At 75.1% G+C, this 12808-nt stretch carries 14 protein-coding genes, 3 tRNA genes and 1 pseudogene; 12 read left to right on the top strand and 6 right to left on the bottom strand.

The window, feature by feature from the left end; all coding sequences use genetic code 11:
• Nucleotides 1–146: 146 nt before the first annotated feature.
• Nucleotides 147–677 carry a SigE family RNA polymerase sigma factor gene (locus ACFVHB_RS28265; protein ID WP_380327852.1) on the top strand — a complete coding sequence of 177 codons (531 nt, stop codon included), beginning with the start codon at nt 147–149 and terminating at the stop codon, nt 675–677.
• Entirely contained in the window at nt 674–1618 is a 945-nt protein-coding gene (locus ACFVHB_RS28260) for a hypothetical protein (protein ID WP_380327850.1), read from the top strand. The genes ACFVHB_RS28265 and ACFVHB_RS28260 overlap by 4 nt, the downstream gene beginning before the upstream one ends.
• A 179-nt stretch (nt 1619–1797) precedes the next feature.
• Here the strand turns inward: ACFVHB_RS28260 and ACFVHB_RS28255 are convergent, their stop codons facing one another.
• Nucleotides 1798–2784 carry a LysR family transcriptional regulator gene (locus ACFVHB_RS28255; protein WP_380327848.1) on the bottom strand — a complete coding sequence of 329 codons (987 nt, stop codon included), beginning with the start codon at nt 2782–2784 and terminating at the stop codon, nt 1798–1800.
• A 198-nt stretch (nt 2785–2982) separates the two neighbouring features.
• Here ACFVHB_RS28255 and ACFVHB_RS28250 point away from each other — a divergent pair, with 198 nt between their 5' ends.
• Nucleotides 2983–3903, top strand: coding sequence for a zinc-binding dehydrogenase (locus tag ACFVHB_RS28250; RefSeq protein ID WP_380327846.1), 921 nt, complete (start codon nt 2983–2985; stop codon nt 3901–3903).
• Nucleotides 3904–4070: 167 nt separating this feature from the next.
• Entirely contained in the window at nt 4071–5162 is a 1092-nt protein-coding gene (locus tag ACFVHB_RS28245) for an alpha/beta hydrolase family protein (protein ID WP_380327844.1), read from the top strand.
• Here the strand turns inward: ACFVHB_RS28245 and ACFVHB_RS28240 are convergent.
• Nucleotides 5156–5356, bottom strand: coding sequence for a Uma2 family endonuclease (locus ACFVHB_RS28240; protein WP_380327842.1), 201 nt, complete (start codon nt 5354–5356; stop codon nt 5156–5158). The two genes, ACFVHB_RS28245 and ACFVHB_RS28240, sit on opposite strands and share 7 nt — an antisense overlap.
• A gap of 236 nt (nt 5357–5592) precedes the next feature.
• Here ACFVHB_RS28240 and ACFVHB_RS28235 point away from each other — a divergent pair, with 236 nt between their 5' ends.
• The 3 genes from ACFVHB_RS28235 (at nt 5593) to ACFVHB_RS28225 (ending at nt 7333) form a co-directional block, all read left to right on the top strand.
• Nucleotides 5593–6171 carry a hypothetical protein gene (locus tag ACFVHB_RS28235; RefSeq protein WP_380327840.1) on the top strand — a complete coding sequence of 193 codons (579 nt, stop codon included), beginning with the start codon at nt 5593–5595 and terminating at the stop codon, nt 6169–6171.
• Between the two features lie 307 nt (nt 6172–6478).
• Nucleotides 6479–6820 carry a hypothetical protein gene (locus tag ACFVHB_RS28230; RefSeq protein WP_380327838.1) on the top strand — a complete coding sequence of 114 codons (342 nt, stop codon included), beginning with the start codon at nt 6479–6481 and terminating at the stop codon, nt 6818–6820.
• 207 nt (nt 6821–7027) lie between these two features.
• Nucleotides 7028–7333, top strand: coding sequence for a tyrosine-type recombinase/integrase (locus ACFVHB_RS28225; protein ID WP_380327836.1), 306 nt, complete (start codon nt 7028–7030; stop codon nt 7331–7333).
• 88 nt (nt 7334–7421) lie between these two features.
• Here ACFVHB_RS28225 and ACFVHB_RS28220 read toward each other — a convergent pair.
• The 4 genes from ACFVHB_RS28220 to ACFVHB_RS28205 form a co-directional block, all read right to left on the bottom strand.
• A tRNA-Phe gene (locus ACFVHB_RS28220) sits at nt 7422–7495 on the bottom strand.
• A gap of 27 nt (nt 7496–7522) precedes the next feature.
• Nucleotides 7523–7596: transfer RNA gene (locus ACFVHB_RS28215), tRNA-Asp, on the bottom strand.
• 56 nt (nt 7597–7652) lie between these two features.
• Nucleotides 7653–7725, bottom strand: a tRNA-Glu gene (locus ACFVHB_RS28210).
• Nucleotides 7726–7839: 114 nt separating this feature from the next.
• Nucleotides 7840–8181, bottom strand: a complete 342-nt coding sequence (locus tag ACFVHB_RS28205; RefSeq protein WP_360181235.1) for a metallopeptidase family protein — start codon at nt 8179–8181, stop codon at nt 7840–7842.
• A 70-nt stretch (nt 8182–8251) separates the two neighbouring features.
• Here ACFVHB_RS28205 and crcB (ACFVHB_RS28200) point away from each other — a divergent pair, with 70 nt between their 5' ends.
• The 5 genes and pseudogenes from crcB (ACFVHB_RS28200) to ACFVHB_RS28180 all read left to right on the top strand — a co-directional run.
• A complete protein-coding gene (gene crcB, locus ACFVHB_RS28200) occupies nt 8252–8794 on the top strand; it encodes a fluoride efflux transporter CrcB (RefSeq protein WP_380327834.1) in 543 nt (180 codons plus the stop codon).
• Nucleotides 8791–9123: pseudogene (locus tag ACFVHB_RS28195) on the top strand (DUF190 domain-containing protein); the annotation flags it as partial. The gene crcB (ACFVHB_RS28200) and the pseudogene ACFVHB_RS28195, both read left to right, overlap by 4 nt.
• 137 nt (nt 9124–9260) lie before the next feature.
• Nucleotides 9261–9635 (top strand): fluoride efflux transporter CrcB, encoded by a 375-nt coding sequence (gene crcB, locus ACFVHB_RS28190; protein WP_380327832.1) that lies wholly within the window; start codon nt 9261–9263, stop codon nt 9633–9635.
• A 361-nt stretch (nt 9636–9996) separates the two neighbouring features.
• The gene (locus ACFVHB_RS28185; RefSeq protein ID WP_380327830.1) at nt 9997–10713 is read left to right on the top strand and encodes a hypothetical protein; all 717 of its coding nucleotides are present in this window, start codon (nt 9997–9999) and stop codon (nt 10711–10713) included.
• A gap of 195 nt (nt 10714–10908) precedes the next feature.
• On the top strand, nt 10909–12808 hold a 1900-nt coding region (locus tag ACFVHB_RS28180), incomplete at its 3' end, for a DEAD/DEAH box helicase (RefSeq protein ID WP_380327829.1).

Below are 12808 nucleotides of genomic sequence, written 5' to 3'. Positions count from 1 at the left end.
CGGGGCGGGCGGGTGCGGGGCGGTGCGGGGCCGGTCCGGGGTGGGTGGGGGCGGGTGCGGCCCGCGGGGGGATGGTGCGGCCCGGCGTCCGGGGGCGGGCAACGGTTTCGGGGGCCGGTGGGCTCTGGGGGAGTGAGGAGGTGCTCATGGGAGCCCAGAAGATCGTGCGGGACGAGGAGTTCCGCGCGTTCACCGGCGGTGCCTGGACGCGGCTGCTGCGGACGGCCTACCTGCTGGCGGGGGACCGGTACTCGGCGGAGGACCTAGTCCAGCAGGCCCTGGAACGGGCGTACGTCGCCTGGGGACGGGTCCGGGCGGCCGACGACCCGCACGCGTACGTGCGCCGGATCCTGGTCAACGAGCACGCCCGGCGGTTCCGCCGCAAAGCGTCCGAGGAACTGGTCGTCGCCGTCCCCGACCGGGCCGCGCCCGAGGGGGCCGACGGCTACGCGCGGCTGGACGAGCGGGCCGCGCTGCTCGCCGCCCTCGGCTCGCTGCCGCCCCGGCAGCGGCAGGCGGTGGTGCTGCGGTACTGGGAGGACCTCAGCGAGTCCCAGACCGCGGACGCCATGGGCTGCTCGGTCGGGACGGTGAAGAGCCAGGCGGCCAAGGGCCTGGCCAAGCTCCGGGTCGCCTCCTCACTCAGCGGGCTGACGAGCATGGGAGGCAGGAAGTGAACTTCGAGGACATCACCGGGGGCGTGGGCGGGAGCGGGGAGCCGGTCGGCGGTGACGCCGCGGCTGTGCGCGGACTGGGCGAGCTGGCCGAGAGCGCCGAGTTCGGCCCGGCTCCGTACGACCGGCTGATCGCCGGGGGCCGGCGGCGGCTGCGGCGTCGGCGGCTGCTGACCACCGGGGCGGTCGCGGTGCTGGTCGCGGCGGCCGTCGGCGGGGGGACGGCGCTCGGCGGGCTCGGCGGGGGCCGGGCCGGGGGAACGGCGGTGGCGGCCGGGCCGGCCGCCACCGGGTCCGTGCCGGCTGCCTCCACGTCGGCCGCTTCCGCTGTCGCGACCGCGACCGCGGCCGTTCCCGCGCGGGACCCGTTCACCCCGGTCCGGGTCATGGTCGGCCACGGCACCGCGAACGGGAAGGAATGGCAGGCCTGGGCCGCCCTCTGGCCCGCCGCCGACAAGGAGCAGGCCTTCCGCCAGGCGCAGCTGGAGTGGGAGGACCGGCACGCCGCCATCCCGCAGCTGCCGCCGCCCACCGAGGCGGACGCGCTCCGGCGCTGGAAGGCGTCCGTGGACCACGTGAACCTGTACCTCACCGTGGACGGGAAGCGCCAGGTCAGCGACACGGCGCACGACACGCCCGCGCCGTCGGCCCCGGGCGCCGGCTCCCTCACCGGCGGCGTGTCGCCGCAGGGGGCGCTGCTCGGGTTCAAGGGCGGGGAGATGGGCTCCTCGCCGGTGCTGGTGGCCGGTGTCCGGCCGGACGTGGTGCGGGCCGTGGCCACCTGGGCCGACGGCAGCACCACCGAGGGCACCTCGGTCGCGGCCGGCGACTCCCCCGTGCGCTGGATCGCCATCGCCAAGAAGCCCGGCGTCGAGGCCGAGAAGATCACCTTCTACGGCGCGGACGGCGCGGTGCTGGGCACGGATCACAACTGGTTCCACTGATCGCCGGTGGTGTGCCGCCGCTCCGGCCGTGACGGCCGGTCAGTGGATCGGGGGGCGGCCTCGGCGCGTTGGTCCAGCGACCCGGCCGAGGGCCGTCCGCGCCTTCGGGGGCCAGCCGGCCCTCCGAAGGGGCGGACGGCTGACGGCGCGTCCGGTGCGTCCGGCTGGTGCGGGCCGGGCTAGTCGTCGAGTGCGGCCTGGTCGGGGCCGGGCAGCCAGTCGCGGGCCGGGTCGTACTCCAGCCACCGGCTGCGCCGGGCCTCCGCGCCGAACGCCCGGAGCAGCGGCTCCAGTTGGGGGTGCGGCTGCTCGTCACCCGCGCCGTCGCCGGCCCGCCAGAGCAGCGACCAGGCGTACAGCGGGGTCGGGTCGGCCAGCGGGACGGTCCGCACGCCGGGGCGCCCGGGCGCGGCGGGCAGGTCGGGGACGGGGCAGTCGGCGGGGAGGAGGGAGAAGCAGGTCGGGTCGGTGCGGACCCGCTCCACGAAGTGCTCCAGGCCCAGGTTGGTCGAACCCGTCCGGGCGGCGATGCCGAACTGCTCGGCGAACCGGGTCAGGAAGTCCAGCCGGTCCACCGCGGCCGGGTAGCGCAGCACGCTGTCCCGCAGGTCGGCGGGGCGCAGCACGTCCCGGCCGGCCAACGGGTGCTCGGTGCTCAGCAGCGCGTCCACCGGCTCCAGCCGCACCAGCCGGTGCGCCAGCCCCGCGTCGCGGCCGTCCGGCAGCGGGTGCACCCGGCCGAAACCGGCGTCGCTCTCGCCCCGCAGCAGCGCCGCCGCCACCGAGGGCAGGTCCCGCCCCGGAACCGGCTCCACCTCCAGGCCCGGCACCCCCTCGACGGCCTGCGCGACCGTCCGCATCGGCGCGTACAGGTGCCCCCAGACGTCGATCCGGAGCGGGCGCCGGGTGCAGGCCACCGCCGCCACCGCGTGGTCACCGTGGACGAGCAGCCGCCGGGCCGGCTCCAGGAACCGCCGCCCGGCCTCGGTCAGGCCGACCCCGCGCGCGTCCCGGTCCAGCAGCCGCGCCCCGAGCGCCGCCTCGAGCCGGGCCACCCGCTTCGACAGCGCCTGCTGGCTGATCGCCAACCGCGTGGCGGCGCGCCCGAAGTGCAGCTCCTCGGCCGCCACGGCGAACGCCCGGACCTGGGCGAGATCGAGATCCATGGGGGTTCAGCGTACGGGCTCCTGTTCCGGTGGCGGCCGTGCCGGTGGGTGGTCCGTGCCGGTGGGCGGCCGTGCCGACAACGATCGGTTGTCGTGCCGGCCGGGCGGTTGTTGGACCGGGTGCGGGCGGCAGCGGTCTGCTGGGGGCAGCGCCTCGGCCGGACCGGCCGGCGAGGGGCCGAGGGAGGGCGAAGGAACGTGAAGGCACTGACACCGACCGGACGGGCGGACGAGACGGTCGGGTTCGCCGAGGTGGACCAGCCGCGGCCCGGGCCGGGCGAGGCACTGGTGAAGGTCGAGGCGTTCTCGGTGAACCGCGGCGAGACCTTCCAGCTGGAGGCTCCCCGGCCGGGCTGGCGTCCCGGCAAGGACATCGCCGGCCTGGTCGTGCAGGCCGCCGCCGACGGGTCCGGCCCGGCGGTCTGCCGCCGGGTGGTCGGCCACCCGCCCGCCGGCGGCTGGGCCGAGTACGTGTGCGTGCCGACCGGCTCGCTGGCCGAGCTCCCGGACGAGCTGGACAGCGTCCGCGCGGCCGCCCTCCCGCTGGCCGGGCTGACCGCGCTGCGGCTGCTGCGCACCGCCGGCGCGCTGGCCGGCCGCCGGGTGCTGCTGACCGGCGCCTCCGGCGGCGTCGGCCACTACCTCACCGAGCTGGCCGCCGCCGCGGGCGCCGAGCTCACCGTGGTCACGGCCTCGGCCGAGCGCGGCCGGCGGCTGGCCGAGCTGGGCGCGGCGGAGGTCGTGCACGAGGTCGGAGCGGCGCGCGGCCCGTACGACCTGGTGCTGGAGTCGACGGGCGGCCCGAACCTGCCACTGGCCCTCGCCCGGCTCGCCAGGCGCGGCACGCTGATCTGGTTCGGCCAGGCCTCCCGGACGCCCGCGACGCTCGACTTCTTCGGCTTCTTCGCGGGCCCGGAGTCCGCCACGCTGCGGCATTTCCACTACGCCGACTCGGACGTCGCGGACGGGCCGGACCTCGCCACCCTGGTGCGCCTGGTCGGGGAGGGGAGGCTCACCCCGGAGATCGGCCGGGTCGCGCCCTGGACGGAGACCGCCGCCGTCCTCACCGACCTCCGGGAGCGCCGGATCCGCGGCAAGGCCGTGCTCACCCTGTCCTGATCCCGTGCCCGTGCCCGTGTCCGTGCCCGTGTCCGTGCCCGTGGCCGTGCGCGTCCCCGTGCGCGTCCCCGTGTCCGTGCCCGTGCCCGTGCGCGTCCCCGTTCCCGTCCTCGTGGCCGTCGCCCGAGGCTGACCTCCCCCACCCCGCGAGCAGAGAGCGCCACGCCATGACCGCCGCCCCCGACCTGTCCTTCCTCGACCACCCCGCGCTGCTGCCGGCCTTCGTCGAGGAGAACCGTCCGCGTGCCACCGGCGCCGGGCTGGACCCGTACGAGTACACCCGCGTCACCGCCGCCCTGCCGTCCCTGCTCGCGTGGCCCGAGGCCTGCCGCGCCGCCGCCCTGCGCCACCTCGCCGCCGCCGACCGGGCCGCGGCCGAGGGCCGCCAGCGGACGGCCGGCGAGGCGTACCGGACAGCCGCCCGCTGGTTCCACTTCGCCGCGCTGCTCCCGCACCCCGACCGGGCCCTCGCCGCCCGCGCCGCCGGCGAGGCGGACGAGGCGATGCGCCGCGCGCTGGCCCACCTGGAGCCGGCCGCCGAGCGGATCGAGGGCGAGGCGTTCGCGGGCTGGCTCCGCCGCCCGGCCGGGCCCGGGCGGCCGCCGGTGGTGGTGGTCGTGCCGGGCATGGACTCCGGGAAGGAGGAGTTCCACGCCGTCGCCGAGGCGCTGCTGGCGCGCGGCACGGCCGTGTTCGCCCTGGACGGCCCGGGCCAGGGCGTCCTCGCCGCGACCAGCACCCCCGAACCGGACTACCACCGCGTGGTCGGCCGGGCGATCGACGCCCTGACGGCCCGGGACACCGTGGACGCCACCCGGGTCGGCGTGATCGGGCTCAGCCTCGGCGGCTACTACGCCGCGGTCACCGCCGCGCACGAGCCCCGGGTCCGCGCCACCGCCGTGGTCAGCGGGCCGTACCGGCTGGACTGGGACGCCCTGGTCCCCTTCGTCACCGCGACCCTGACCCAGCGCTGCGGCGGCCCGGAGGCCGCGCGCGCCTTCGCCGACCGCGTCGACCTGACCGCCCTGGCCCCGGCGATCAGCGGCCCGCTGCTGGTCGTCGAGGGCGGCGAGGACCGGATCCCCGGCGTCACCACCGCCGAATCCCTCGCCCGTCGCGCCCCCGACGCCACCCTCCTCCTCGTCCCCCACGGCAACCACCTGCTCGGCAACGCCCTCGCCGACTGGCTCCCCGCGACCGCCGACTGGCTCACCACCCGGCTGGCCGGCGGGGGCGCGACGGACAGCGCGGGTCAGTAGGGCAGCAGCCCGTCCGTGACCAGCTCGAAGCCGAACGGCGCGGGGACACGCAGCGTCTCGCCGAACTCGATGTCCTCGCGCCGGTGGTACCTCGTGCCGTCCGGCCGGCTGAACAGCGTGACGGTCTTCTGCCGGGCGTCCACCAGCAGGTTCAGCGGGATCCCCATCAGCGGGTAGTCGCGGACCTTCCCCACCCAGTTGTTCTCCGGGTTGGAGGGGGACCACCAGCTCGACGGCGATGGCGGCGAGCTCGGCGGGGACGTGGTCGTCGGTCGTCTCCAGCGCCTCCCCGGCGAGCCGACCTTCGTCGGCGTACCCCAATCACCCGAAAGGAACGCGCCGGTACCCACCGTCCATTCCTGACGAGCAGTCAGCAATGCTCCAATCCCGGCCGTTTCGCGGCCGAGGCCGGAAGCGTAATGTGCGTGTTGTGATCGAGCTGAACTTCCGGGCGATGGATCGGAATCGCCCGGCAAAGTCGTACGTGGTGCTGGCGTTGGTCGTCCTGGTCGTCGAGGGGTCCGCCGCGTTCACCCGGCTCGGCGCGGTGGGATTCTCTTGGCTGACGGGTGGGATCATCGCCCTCCTCGCTCCGATAGTCATCGTGTCGAACCGGAGCTGGAGCAGGGTCGGGGCCGACGGAATAACCATCTGTTGGGGCCTCGGGCGCGGCCGCACCTACCCCTGGCGCGAGATCCGGTGGATCGACGTGCGCGAGACCAAGGGCCAGAGCTCGTCGTCGTACGCGGTCCGGATGTTCCTGGAGGGCGGGCGGCGTCGTTCGCTGCCCGGGCTCTATCGCAGCGACGCGCATCCCGCCCCCGACTTCGACGAGCAGTTCCAACGGATCGTGAATTGGTGGGAGCTGAGCACGGACCAGGCCGCGCGGGTCCGGCCCCCGAAGCAGTTCCGGGACCGGCTGACTCCTACCGTGCTCGCCCTCGTCTTCGTCTTCGTACCCGTCGTCGTCGTGGCGGTCGTCGCTCTCGTGATCCTCGCGCCGCACTAGTCTCCTGCGCCAGGCGCACCCTGCAACGTGGGCGCTTGCGCCTACGACTCCGAACCGACGGCGGCAGGCTCACCGCCCAACACTTCCATGATCGCTTCCCTGGTCCAGGCCCCGGCGACGCCGGGCTGGGCGCTCAGGTCCCTAGCCGCATCCTCCATGGACCACCCGTGCGCCTCGCTCAGCCCAGACGTGAAGTTGCGGAGGTAGGCGGCGGACGGGCGGGTCACCACAGCGTCCACGCGGGTACGAGAAGATCACCGCGCTGAAGGCGCGGGACCACCAGGAGATCCCGACGCCCGACACCATCGTGAAGGCGGCCGACTACCTGAGCTACTGGCTGGCCACGGTCGTGAAGGTGAACCGGCGCCCGAAGACCCACCAGGGGTACGAGAGCGTCGTCCGGGTGCACCTGGTCCCCGGGCTCGGGAACAAGAAGCTCCGGACGCTGCGCGCCGCCGACGTCCGGACGTGGCTCGCACGGGTCGCCGGCACCTGCCAGTGCTGCAAGAACAGGTGGGATGCGGCCCGGCCGAAGCCGGAGTGCTGCGCGGCGGGCGAGTGCTGCGAGACGCGGCTCTCGCGCCGGATGGTGCAGTCGATCCACGCCGTCTCGCGGAACGCGCTGGAGAGTGCGTTCGGGAGGAGCTGATCTTCCGGAACGTCGCCAGGCTGGTGCAGGTGCCCACGCCCGGCTATGGCACCGGGAAGGGGCTCACCGTCCCGCAGGCACGCCTTCTCCTGAAGCGGCCGCCCCGGACCGCTCGCACGCCCTCTACGTCCTCGCCCCGGACCCTGCCGCTCCCGCCGCGCGTCCAGGAGGCACTGAGCGCCCCGGGAGCGGCAGGCTCAGGAGCGGGTGGCGGCCGGTGAGCGGTGGACGGAGTCGGGGCTCGTGTTCACGAGCAAGGTCGGGACGCCGATCGAGCCGGACAACCTCCGGCGAAGCTGGTACCCGATCCGGGACCGGCTCGGGCTCGCGCTCCGCTTCCATGATCTACGCCACACGTGCGTGACCCTGCTGCTGGACCTCGGGGTGCCGCCGCACGTCGTCCGGCAGATCGCCGGCCACAGTGACATCGGGGTGGCCATGAAGATCTACGCCCACGCGCCCCTGGACGAGCAGCGGAAGGCCCTCGGGTCGCTCAGCGACCGGCTCTCCTGAGCCGTTGGCGTACCTGCTGGCGTACAAGACATGAAAACGGCCCCGGAGAGTGATCTCTCTGGGGCCGTTTTGCCTTTTCAGGCGCCTGTGGCCAGGGCCGGGGTCGAACCGGCGACCTTCCGCTTTTCAGGCGGACGCTCGTACCAACTGAGCTACCTGGCCGTACTGCACCGTCTCCTGCGAGACGAGCGATCCCGACGGGACTTGAACCCGCGACCTCCACCTTGACAGGGTGGCGAGCTAACCAACTGCTCCACGGGACCTTGTGTGGCGTTGTTCCACTAGGTCTTGCGGCACTGCACTTTACTACGGTACTGCGTGCCCCCAACGGGATTCGAACCCGTGCTACCGCCTTGAAAGGGCGGCGTCCTGGGCCACTAGACGATGAGGGCTTGTGGTCCGTTCGGCTGTTTCCAGCGTTCCGGGGACGTCGAGAAGCATATGGGATGGCGAGCCGAACGCCAAAACGGGTTTCGGCCGACCGGGCGGGCGGGGCCGGAGCCCGGTCAGGACCAGCCGAGCTCGTCGAGTTCGTGGTCGTCGAAGCCGAAGTGGTGGGCGACCTCGTGGATGACGGTGGTGCGGACCTCGTCGACCACCTGTTCGCGGGTGTCGCAGTGGCGCAGCGTCGGGCCCAGGTAGACGATGATCCGGTCGGGCAGGACGCCGGCGTACCACTCGCCGCGCTCGGTGAGCGGGGTGCCCTCGTAGAGGCCGAGGAGTTCGGGGTCGGAGGGGTCGGGTTCGTCCTCGACGAAGACCGCGACGTTGTCCATCATGGCCGCGAGCTGCGGGGGAATCTGGTCCAGGGCGTCGCTGACCAGCGTCTCGAACTCTTCCCGGGTCATCTCCACCGGATCATTGTCGGGTCTCGGGTGACGGTGTGCCAGGCGGTCGGGCCCGGTGTTTCATGGGCCCATGACGACCTCGGACGGCGCCGTGGGCGGCGCGGTGGGCGGTGCGGTGGGCGGGTCGGGCGGTGCGGTGGGCGGCTCGGGCGGTGCGCCGCGGGTGGCGTCCCGGCCGCCGGTGCCGCGGCGCCCGCCGGTGCTGCGCGGGCAGGGGCCGGCGGTGGCGGTGGTGGCGCTGGGCGGGGCGATCGGGGCCTCGGCCCGGTACGGGGCCGGGCTGCTGTGGCCGGGCGGGCCGGCGGACTTCCCGTGGACCACGTTCGTGGTGAACGTGCTGGGCTGCGCGGTGATCGGCGTGTTCCTGGTGGTGGTCACCGAGGGGCGTCCGGCGCACCCGCTGCTGCGGCCGTTCTTCGGGACGGGCGTGCTGGGCGGGTTCACCACCTTCTCGACGTACGCCGTGGACGTCCGGCGCCTGCTGGTGGAGGGCCGGCCGGGCCCGGCGGTGGCCTACCTCGGGTTGACGCTGCTGGCGGCGCTGGCGGCGGTCTGGGCGGCGGCCGGGCTGACGCGGCGTCTGATGTCGCTCGGCGGAAGGGAGGAGCGATGACCGGGTTGACCGGACCCGCGCTGCGGCTGACCGTGCTGGTCGGCGAGAACGACCGGTGGCACCACCGCCCGCTGTACAGCGAGATCGTGCACCGGGCGCGGGCCGCCGGGCTGGCCGGGGCGAGCGTGTTCCGGGGGATCGAGGGGTTCGGGGCCTCGTCGCTGGTGCACACGGCGCGGCTGCTGTCGCTGAGCGAGGACCTGCCGGTGGCGGTGGTGATCGTGGACACCGAGGAGCGGGTGCGGGCCTTCCTGCCGCAGCTGGACGAGCTGGTGGCGGAGGGGCTGGTGGTGCTCGATCCGTGCGAGGTGATCCGGTACGTCGGGCGCGGCGCGGACGGCGCGGACGGCGCGGACGGCGCGGGCGGCGCGGGCGGCCCGGACGGCGCGGACGGCCCGGACGGCGCGGACGGGCGGCCGGCCGCCGGGTCCGGCGGGGGCGGACGGCCCGGGGCGGGGGGCACGGAGTGAACTGGCTGCTGGTGGTGGCCGGGGCGGTGATCGGTGCGCCGCTGCGCTACCTGACCGACCGTGCGGTGCAGTCCCGGCACGACTCGGTGTTCCCGTGGGGCACCTTCGTGGTGAACGCGTTCGGCTGCCTGGTGCTCGGCCTGGTGACCGGGGCGGTGACGGCGGGCGCGGCGTCCTCGCAGGTCCAACTGCTGCTCGGGACGGGGTTCTGCGGGGCGCTGACCACGTACTCGACCTTCTCGTACGAGACGCTGCGGCTGGCCGAGAGCGGGGCCGGGCGGTACGCGCTGGCGAACGTGGCGGGCAGCGTGGTGGTGGGGCTGGCGGCGGTGTACGCGGGGGCGGGGCTGGCCTCGGCGCTCTGGGGCTGAGGCGGGCGGTCGGCGGGGTCCGGCCGGGGGGTGCCCGGGGCTGCTGGGGTGCCTGTGGCTGCTGGGGCGTCTGTGGCCGTTGTGGCTGTCGGGGCTGCTGGGTGGGCGGTTTGGGCTGGTTCGCCCCCGTACGGCTGCGCCGGCCGGATGGCGCCGGGTGGCTTCCTGGCGGGCGGACCGTGTCCCGTGGCCCCGGGCGCGCGTTGGGCACCGGAAGTGGCCGGGCACGGTGCGCGGCCGGTGAACGGCCCGGGTGGGGCGGCGGAGAGGGAGCACGGTGGCGGCTATGCGTGCGGTGCGTGAGGTGCCTTCGGCGCGTGAGGCGCGTTCGGCGCGCCCGGTGGGTCCGGTGCGCCCGGCGGTGGCGCGTCCGGCGGTGGTGCGGGCGGTGGCGGTCCGGGAGGCCGCGCCGCGGGCGGTGGCCGTGCGGAACGGCGTGGTGCGGGCGGCGGCGGTGCTGGCGGTGGCCGGGCTGGGCCTGACCGGATGCATGTCGGTGGGCCCGGCGACGGACCAGAAGCACGGTTCGGCGCCGGTGGGGCAGGCCGGGACGCCGGGCAAGGCCGCGGGCGGCGGGTCGGCCTCGCCGAGCGGGGGCGCCCACCAGGGTGGTGCGTCCGGGCGGCCGGAGCGCACCGGGGGCGCGCAGGCGGGAATCACGCCGGGGGCGGGCCTGACCCCGACGCCGGGCGGGGCGGTCGTCGGCGCGAACGGCGCGTCCGACGGCGCGGGGACGATGCCGGGCGCGGCGCCCGGCGAGGTCGCGCCCGGCGCGAACGGGGCCGCCGGGGGCGTGAGCGCCGGTACCGGGCCGCATCCGGGCGGCGGGTCCTCCTCGGGCGGGGCGAGCGGCGGGGCCGGGGCCACCGGCGGCACCGCCGGTACCGGGGGCGGGACCGGCGAGGGACGGTCCGGCGGGGGCACGGCCACCAGCCCGGCCGCGAGCCCGAGCGGACGGCCGTCGCCCACCCCCGAGCCCGGGCACACCACGCCCGCGCCCACCGACCGGCCGACCCAGGAACCCTCCGCCGGGAGCTCCGGATCTTCGGTCCCGAGCCCCGGACCGGTCGGGCATTAGCGGCCTGGCCAGCACGTTTGCCTCCGATCCCGAGGGTCCTCTATGGTGGTAGATCGTTCGTTTGATTCATTTGACTGGCGCCCTACTCCCATCTGGCGCCCTTGGCGCGTTCCGGCGATCCGTGGCTGACCGCATAGAGGCGGTTGTGAAACAGAACCCCGGACTTTGGCGCGTGCCACTTCCGGAAGGTTTTGCATGTCTCTCGTTGACGACGCCCGCTTCGCCATGCCCGCGAACGAGTCCGCCGCCGATGTCACCACCCCCGAGACCGACGCCGAGCTGATCGACGTCACCGTCGACGCCGCCTCCGCCGAGGTCGTCGCCGAGGCCACCGAGGCCGTCGAGCGCGCCGCGGAGGCCGAGTCCGCCGCCGAGGCCGAGGAGGCCGCGGAGGACGCCGAGCCCACCGTCACCTTCGGCGACCTGGGCCTGCCGGACGAGGTCGTCCGGGCCCTCGCCAAGCGCGGTGTGACCACCCCGTTCCCGATCCAGGCCGCGACCATCCCGGACGCCCTGGCCGGCAAGGACGTGCTGGGCCGCGGCCGCACCGGCTCCGGCAAGACCCTCAGCTTCGGCCTGCCGCTGCTGACCCGCCTCGCCGACGGCGAGCGCACCCGGGCCAAGCACCCGCGCGGCCTGATCCTCGTCCCGACCCGCGAGCTGGCGATGCAGGTCGCCGACGCCCTGGAGCCGTTCGGCTCGGTGCTCGGCCTGCGCCTCAAGGTCGTCTGCGGCGGCACCTCGATGTCCAACCAGATCTACGCGCTGGAGCGCGGTGTCGACGTCCTGGTCGCCACCCCCGGCCGACTGCGCGACCTGATCAACCGCGGCTCCGCCAAGCTCGACGACGTCCAGGTCGCCGTCCTCGACGAGGCCGACCAGATGGCCGACATGGGCTTCCTGCCCGAGGTCACCGAGATCCTCGACCAGGTGCCGGCCGGCGGCCAGCGCCTGCTGTTCTCCGCCACCCTGGAGAACGAGATCGACACCCTGGTCAAGCGCTACCTGAACAGCCCGGTCACCCACGAGGTCGACCCGTCGGCCGGCGCGGTCACCACCATGACCCACCACATCCTCGTGGTGAAGCCCAAGGACAAGGCGCCGATCACCAACGCGATCGCCGCCCGCAAGGGCCGCACGATCATCTTCGTCCGCACCCAGATGGGCGCCGACCGCGTCGCCGAGCAGCTCATCGAGGCCGGCGTGAAGGCCGACGCGCTGCACGGCGGCATGACCCAGGGCGCCCGCACCCGCGTCCTCGGCGACTTCAAGGACGGCTACGTCAACGTCGTCGTCGCCACCGACGTCGCCGCCCGCGGCATCCACGTCGACGGCATCGACCTGGTCCTCAACGTGGACCCGGCCGGCGACCACAAGGACTACCTGCACCGCTCCGGCCGCACCGCGCGCGCCGGCCGCTCCGGCACCGTCGTCACCCTGGTGCTCCCGCACCAGCGCCGCGGCGTCTTCCGCCTGATGGAGGACGCGGGCGTCGACGCCTCGCGCCACATCCTCGACCACGCCTTCGACGCCGAGGTGGCCCGGATCACCGGCGCCCGCTCGCTGATCGAGGTCCAGGCCGAGAGCGCGGCCGGCATCGCCGGTGCCGCCGAGCGCGAGCTCGCCGAGATGACCCGCCAGCTGGAGCGCGCGCAGCGCCGCGCCACCGAGCTGCGCGAGGAGGCCGACCGCCTGGCCGCCCGGGCCGCGCGCGAGCGGGCCGAGCTGGGCATCGAGGACGAGGCGCCGGCCGCCGAGGCCGACTCCGCCGAGGCCGCGGAGGCGCCCGCCGAGACCGCCGCGCCGGCGGTCGAGGAGCGCACCCCGTCGTACCGCGAGGTGCGGACCGAGCGCCCGGCGTTCAGCCGTGACCGTGACCGTGACGACCGTGGCGGTCGTTCGGGTGGCTTCGGTGACCGTGACCGTGGTTTCGGTGGCCGTGACCGCGATGACCGTGGTGGCCGTTCCGGTGGCTTCAACCGTGACGACCGTGGCGGCCGTTCGGGTGGCTTCGGTGACCGTGACCGTGGTTTCGGTGGCCGTGACCGCGATGACCGTGGTGGCCGTTCCGGTGGCTTCAACCGTGACGACCGCG

It is taken from the genome of Kitasatospora sp. NPDC127111 (assembly GCF_042677465.1).
Taxonomy (GTDB): Bacteria; Actinomycetota; Actinomycetes; order Streptomycetales; family Streptomycetaceae; genus Kitasatospora.
The sequence above is the reverse complement of the archived record's forward strand: the minus strand, read 5'-3'. Positions and strand labels throughout refer to the sequence as shown.

What these genes read in the sequence shown, in the direction of transcription:
- ACFVHB_RS28265 (WP_380327852.1), top strand. Translation starts at nt 147, where the DNA reads ATGGGAGCCCAGAAGATCGTGCGGGACGAGGAGTTCCGCGCGTTCACC.
- ACFVHB_RS28255 (WP_380327848.1), bottom strand. Translation starts at nt 2,784, where the DNA reads ATGGATCTCGATCTCGCCCAGGTCCGGGCGTTCGCCGTGGCGGCCGAG.
- ACFVHB_RS28245 (WP_380327844.1), top strand. Translation starts at nt 4,071, where the DNA reads ATGACCGCCGCCCCCGACCTGTCCTTCCTCGACCACCCCGCGCTGCTG.
- ACFVHB_RS28205 (WP_360181235.1), bottom strand. Translation starts at nt 8,181, where the DNA reads ATGACCCGGGAAGAGTTCGAGACGCTGGTCAGCGACGCCCTGGACCAG.
- crcB (WP_380327834.1), top strand. Translation starts at nt 8,252, where the DNA reads ATGACGACCTCGGACGGCGCCGTGGGCGGCGCGGTGGGCGGTGCGGTG.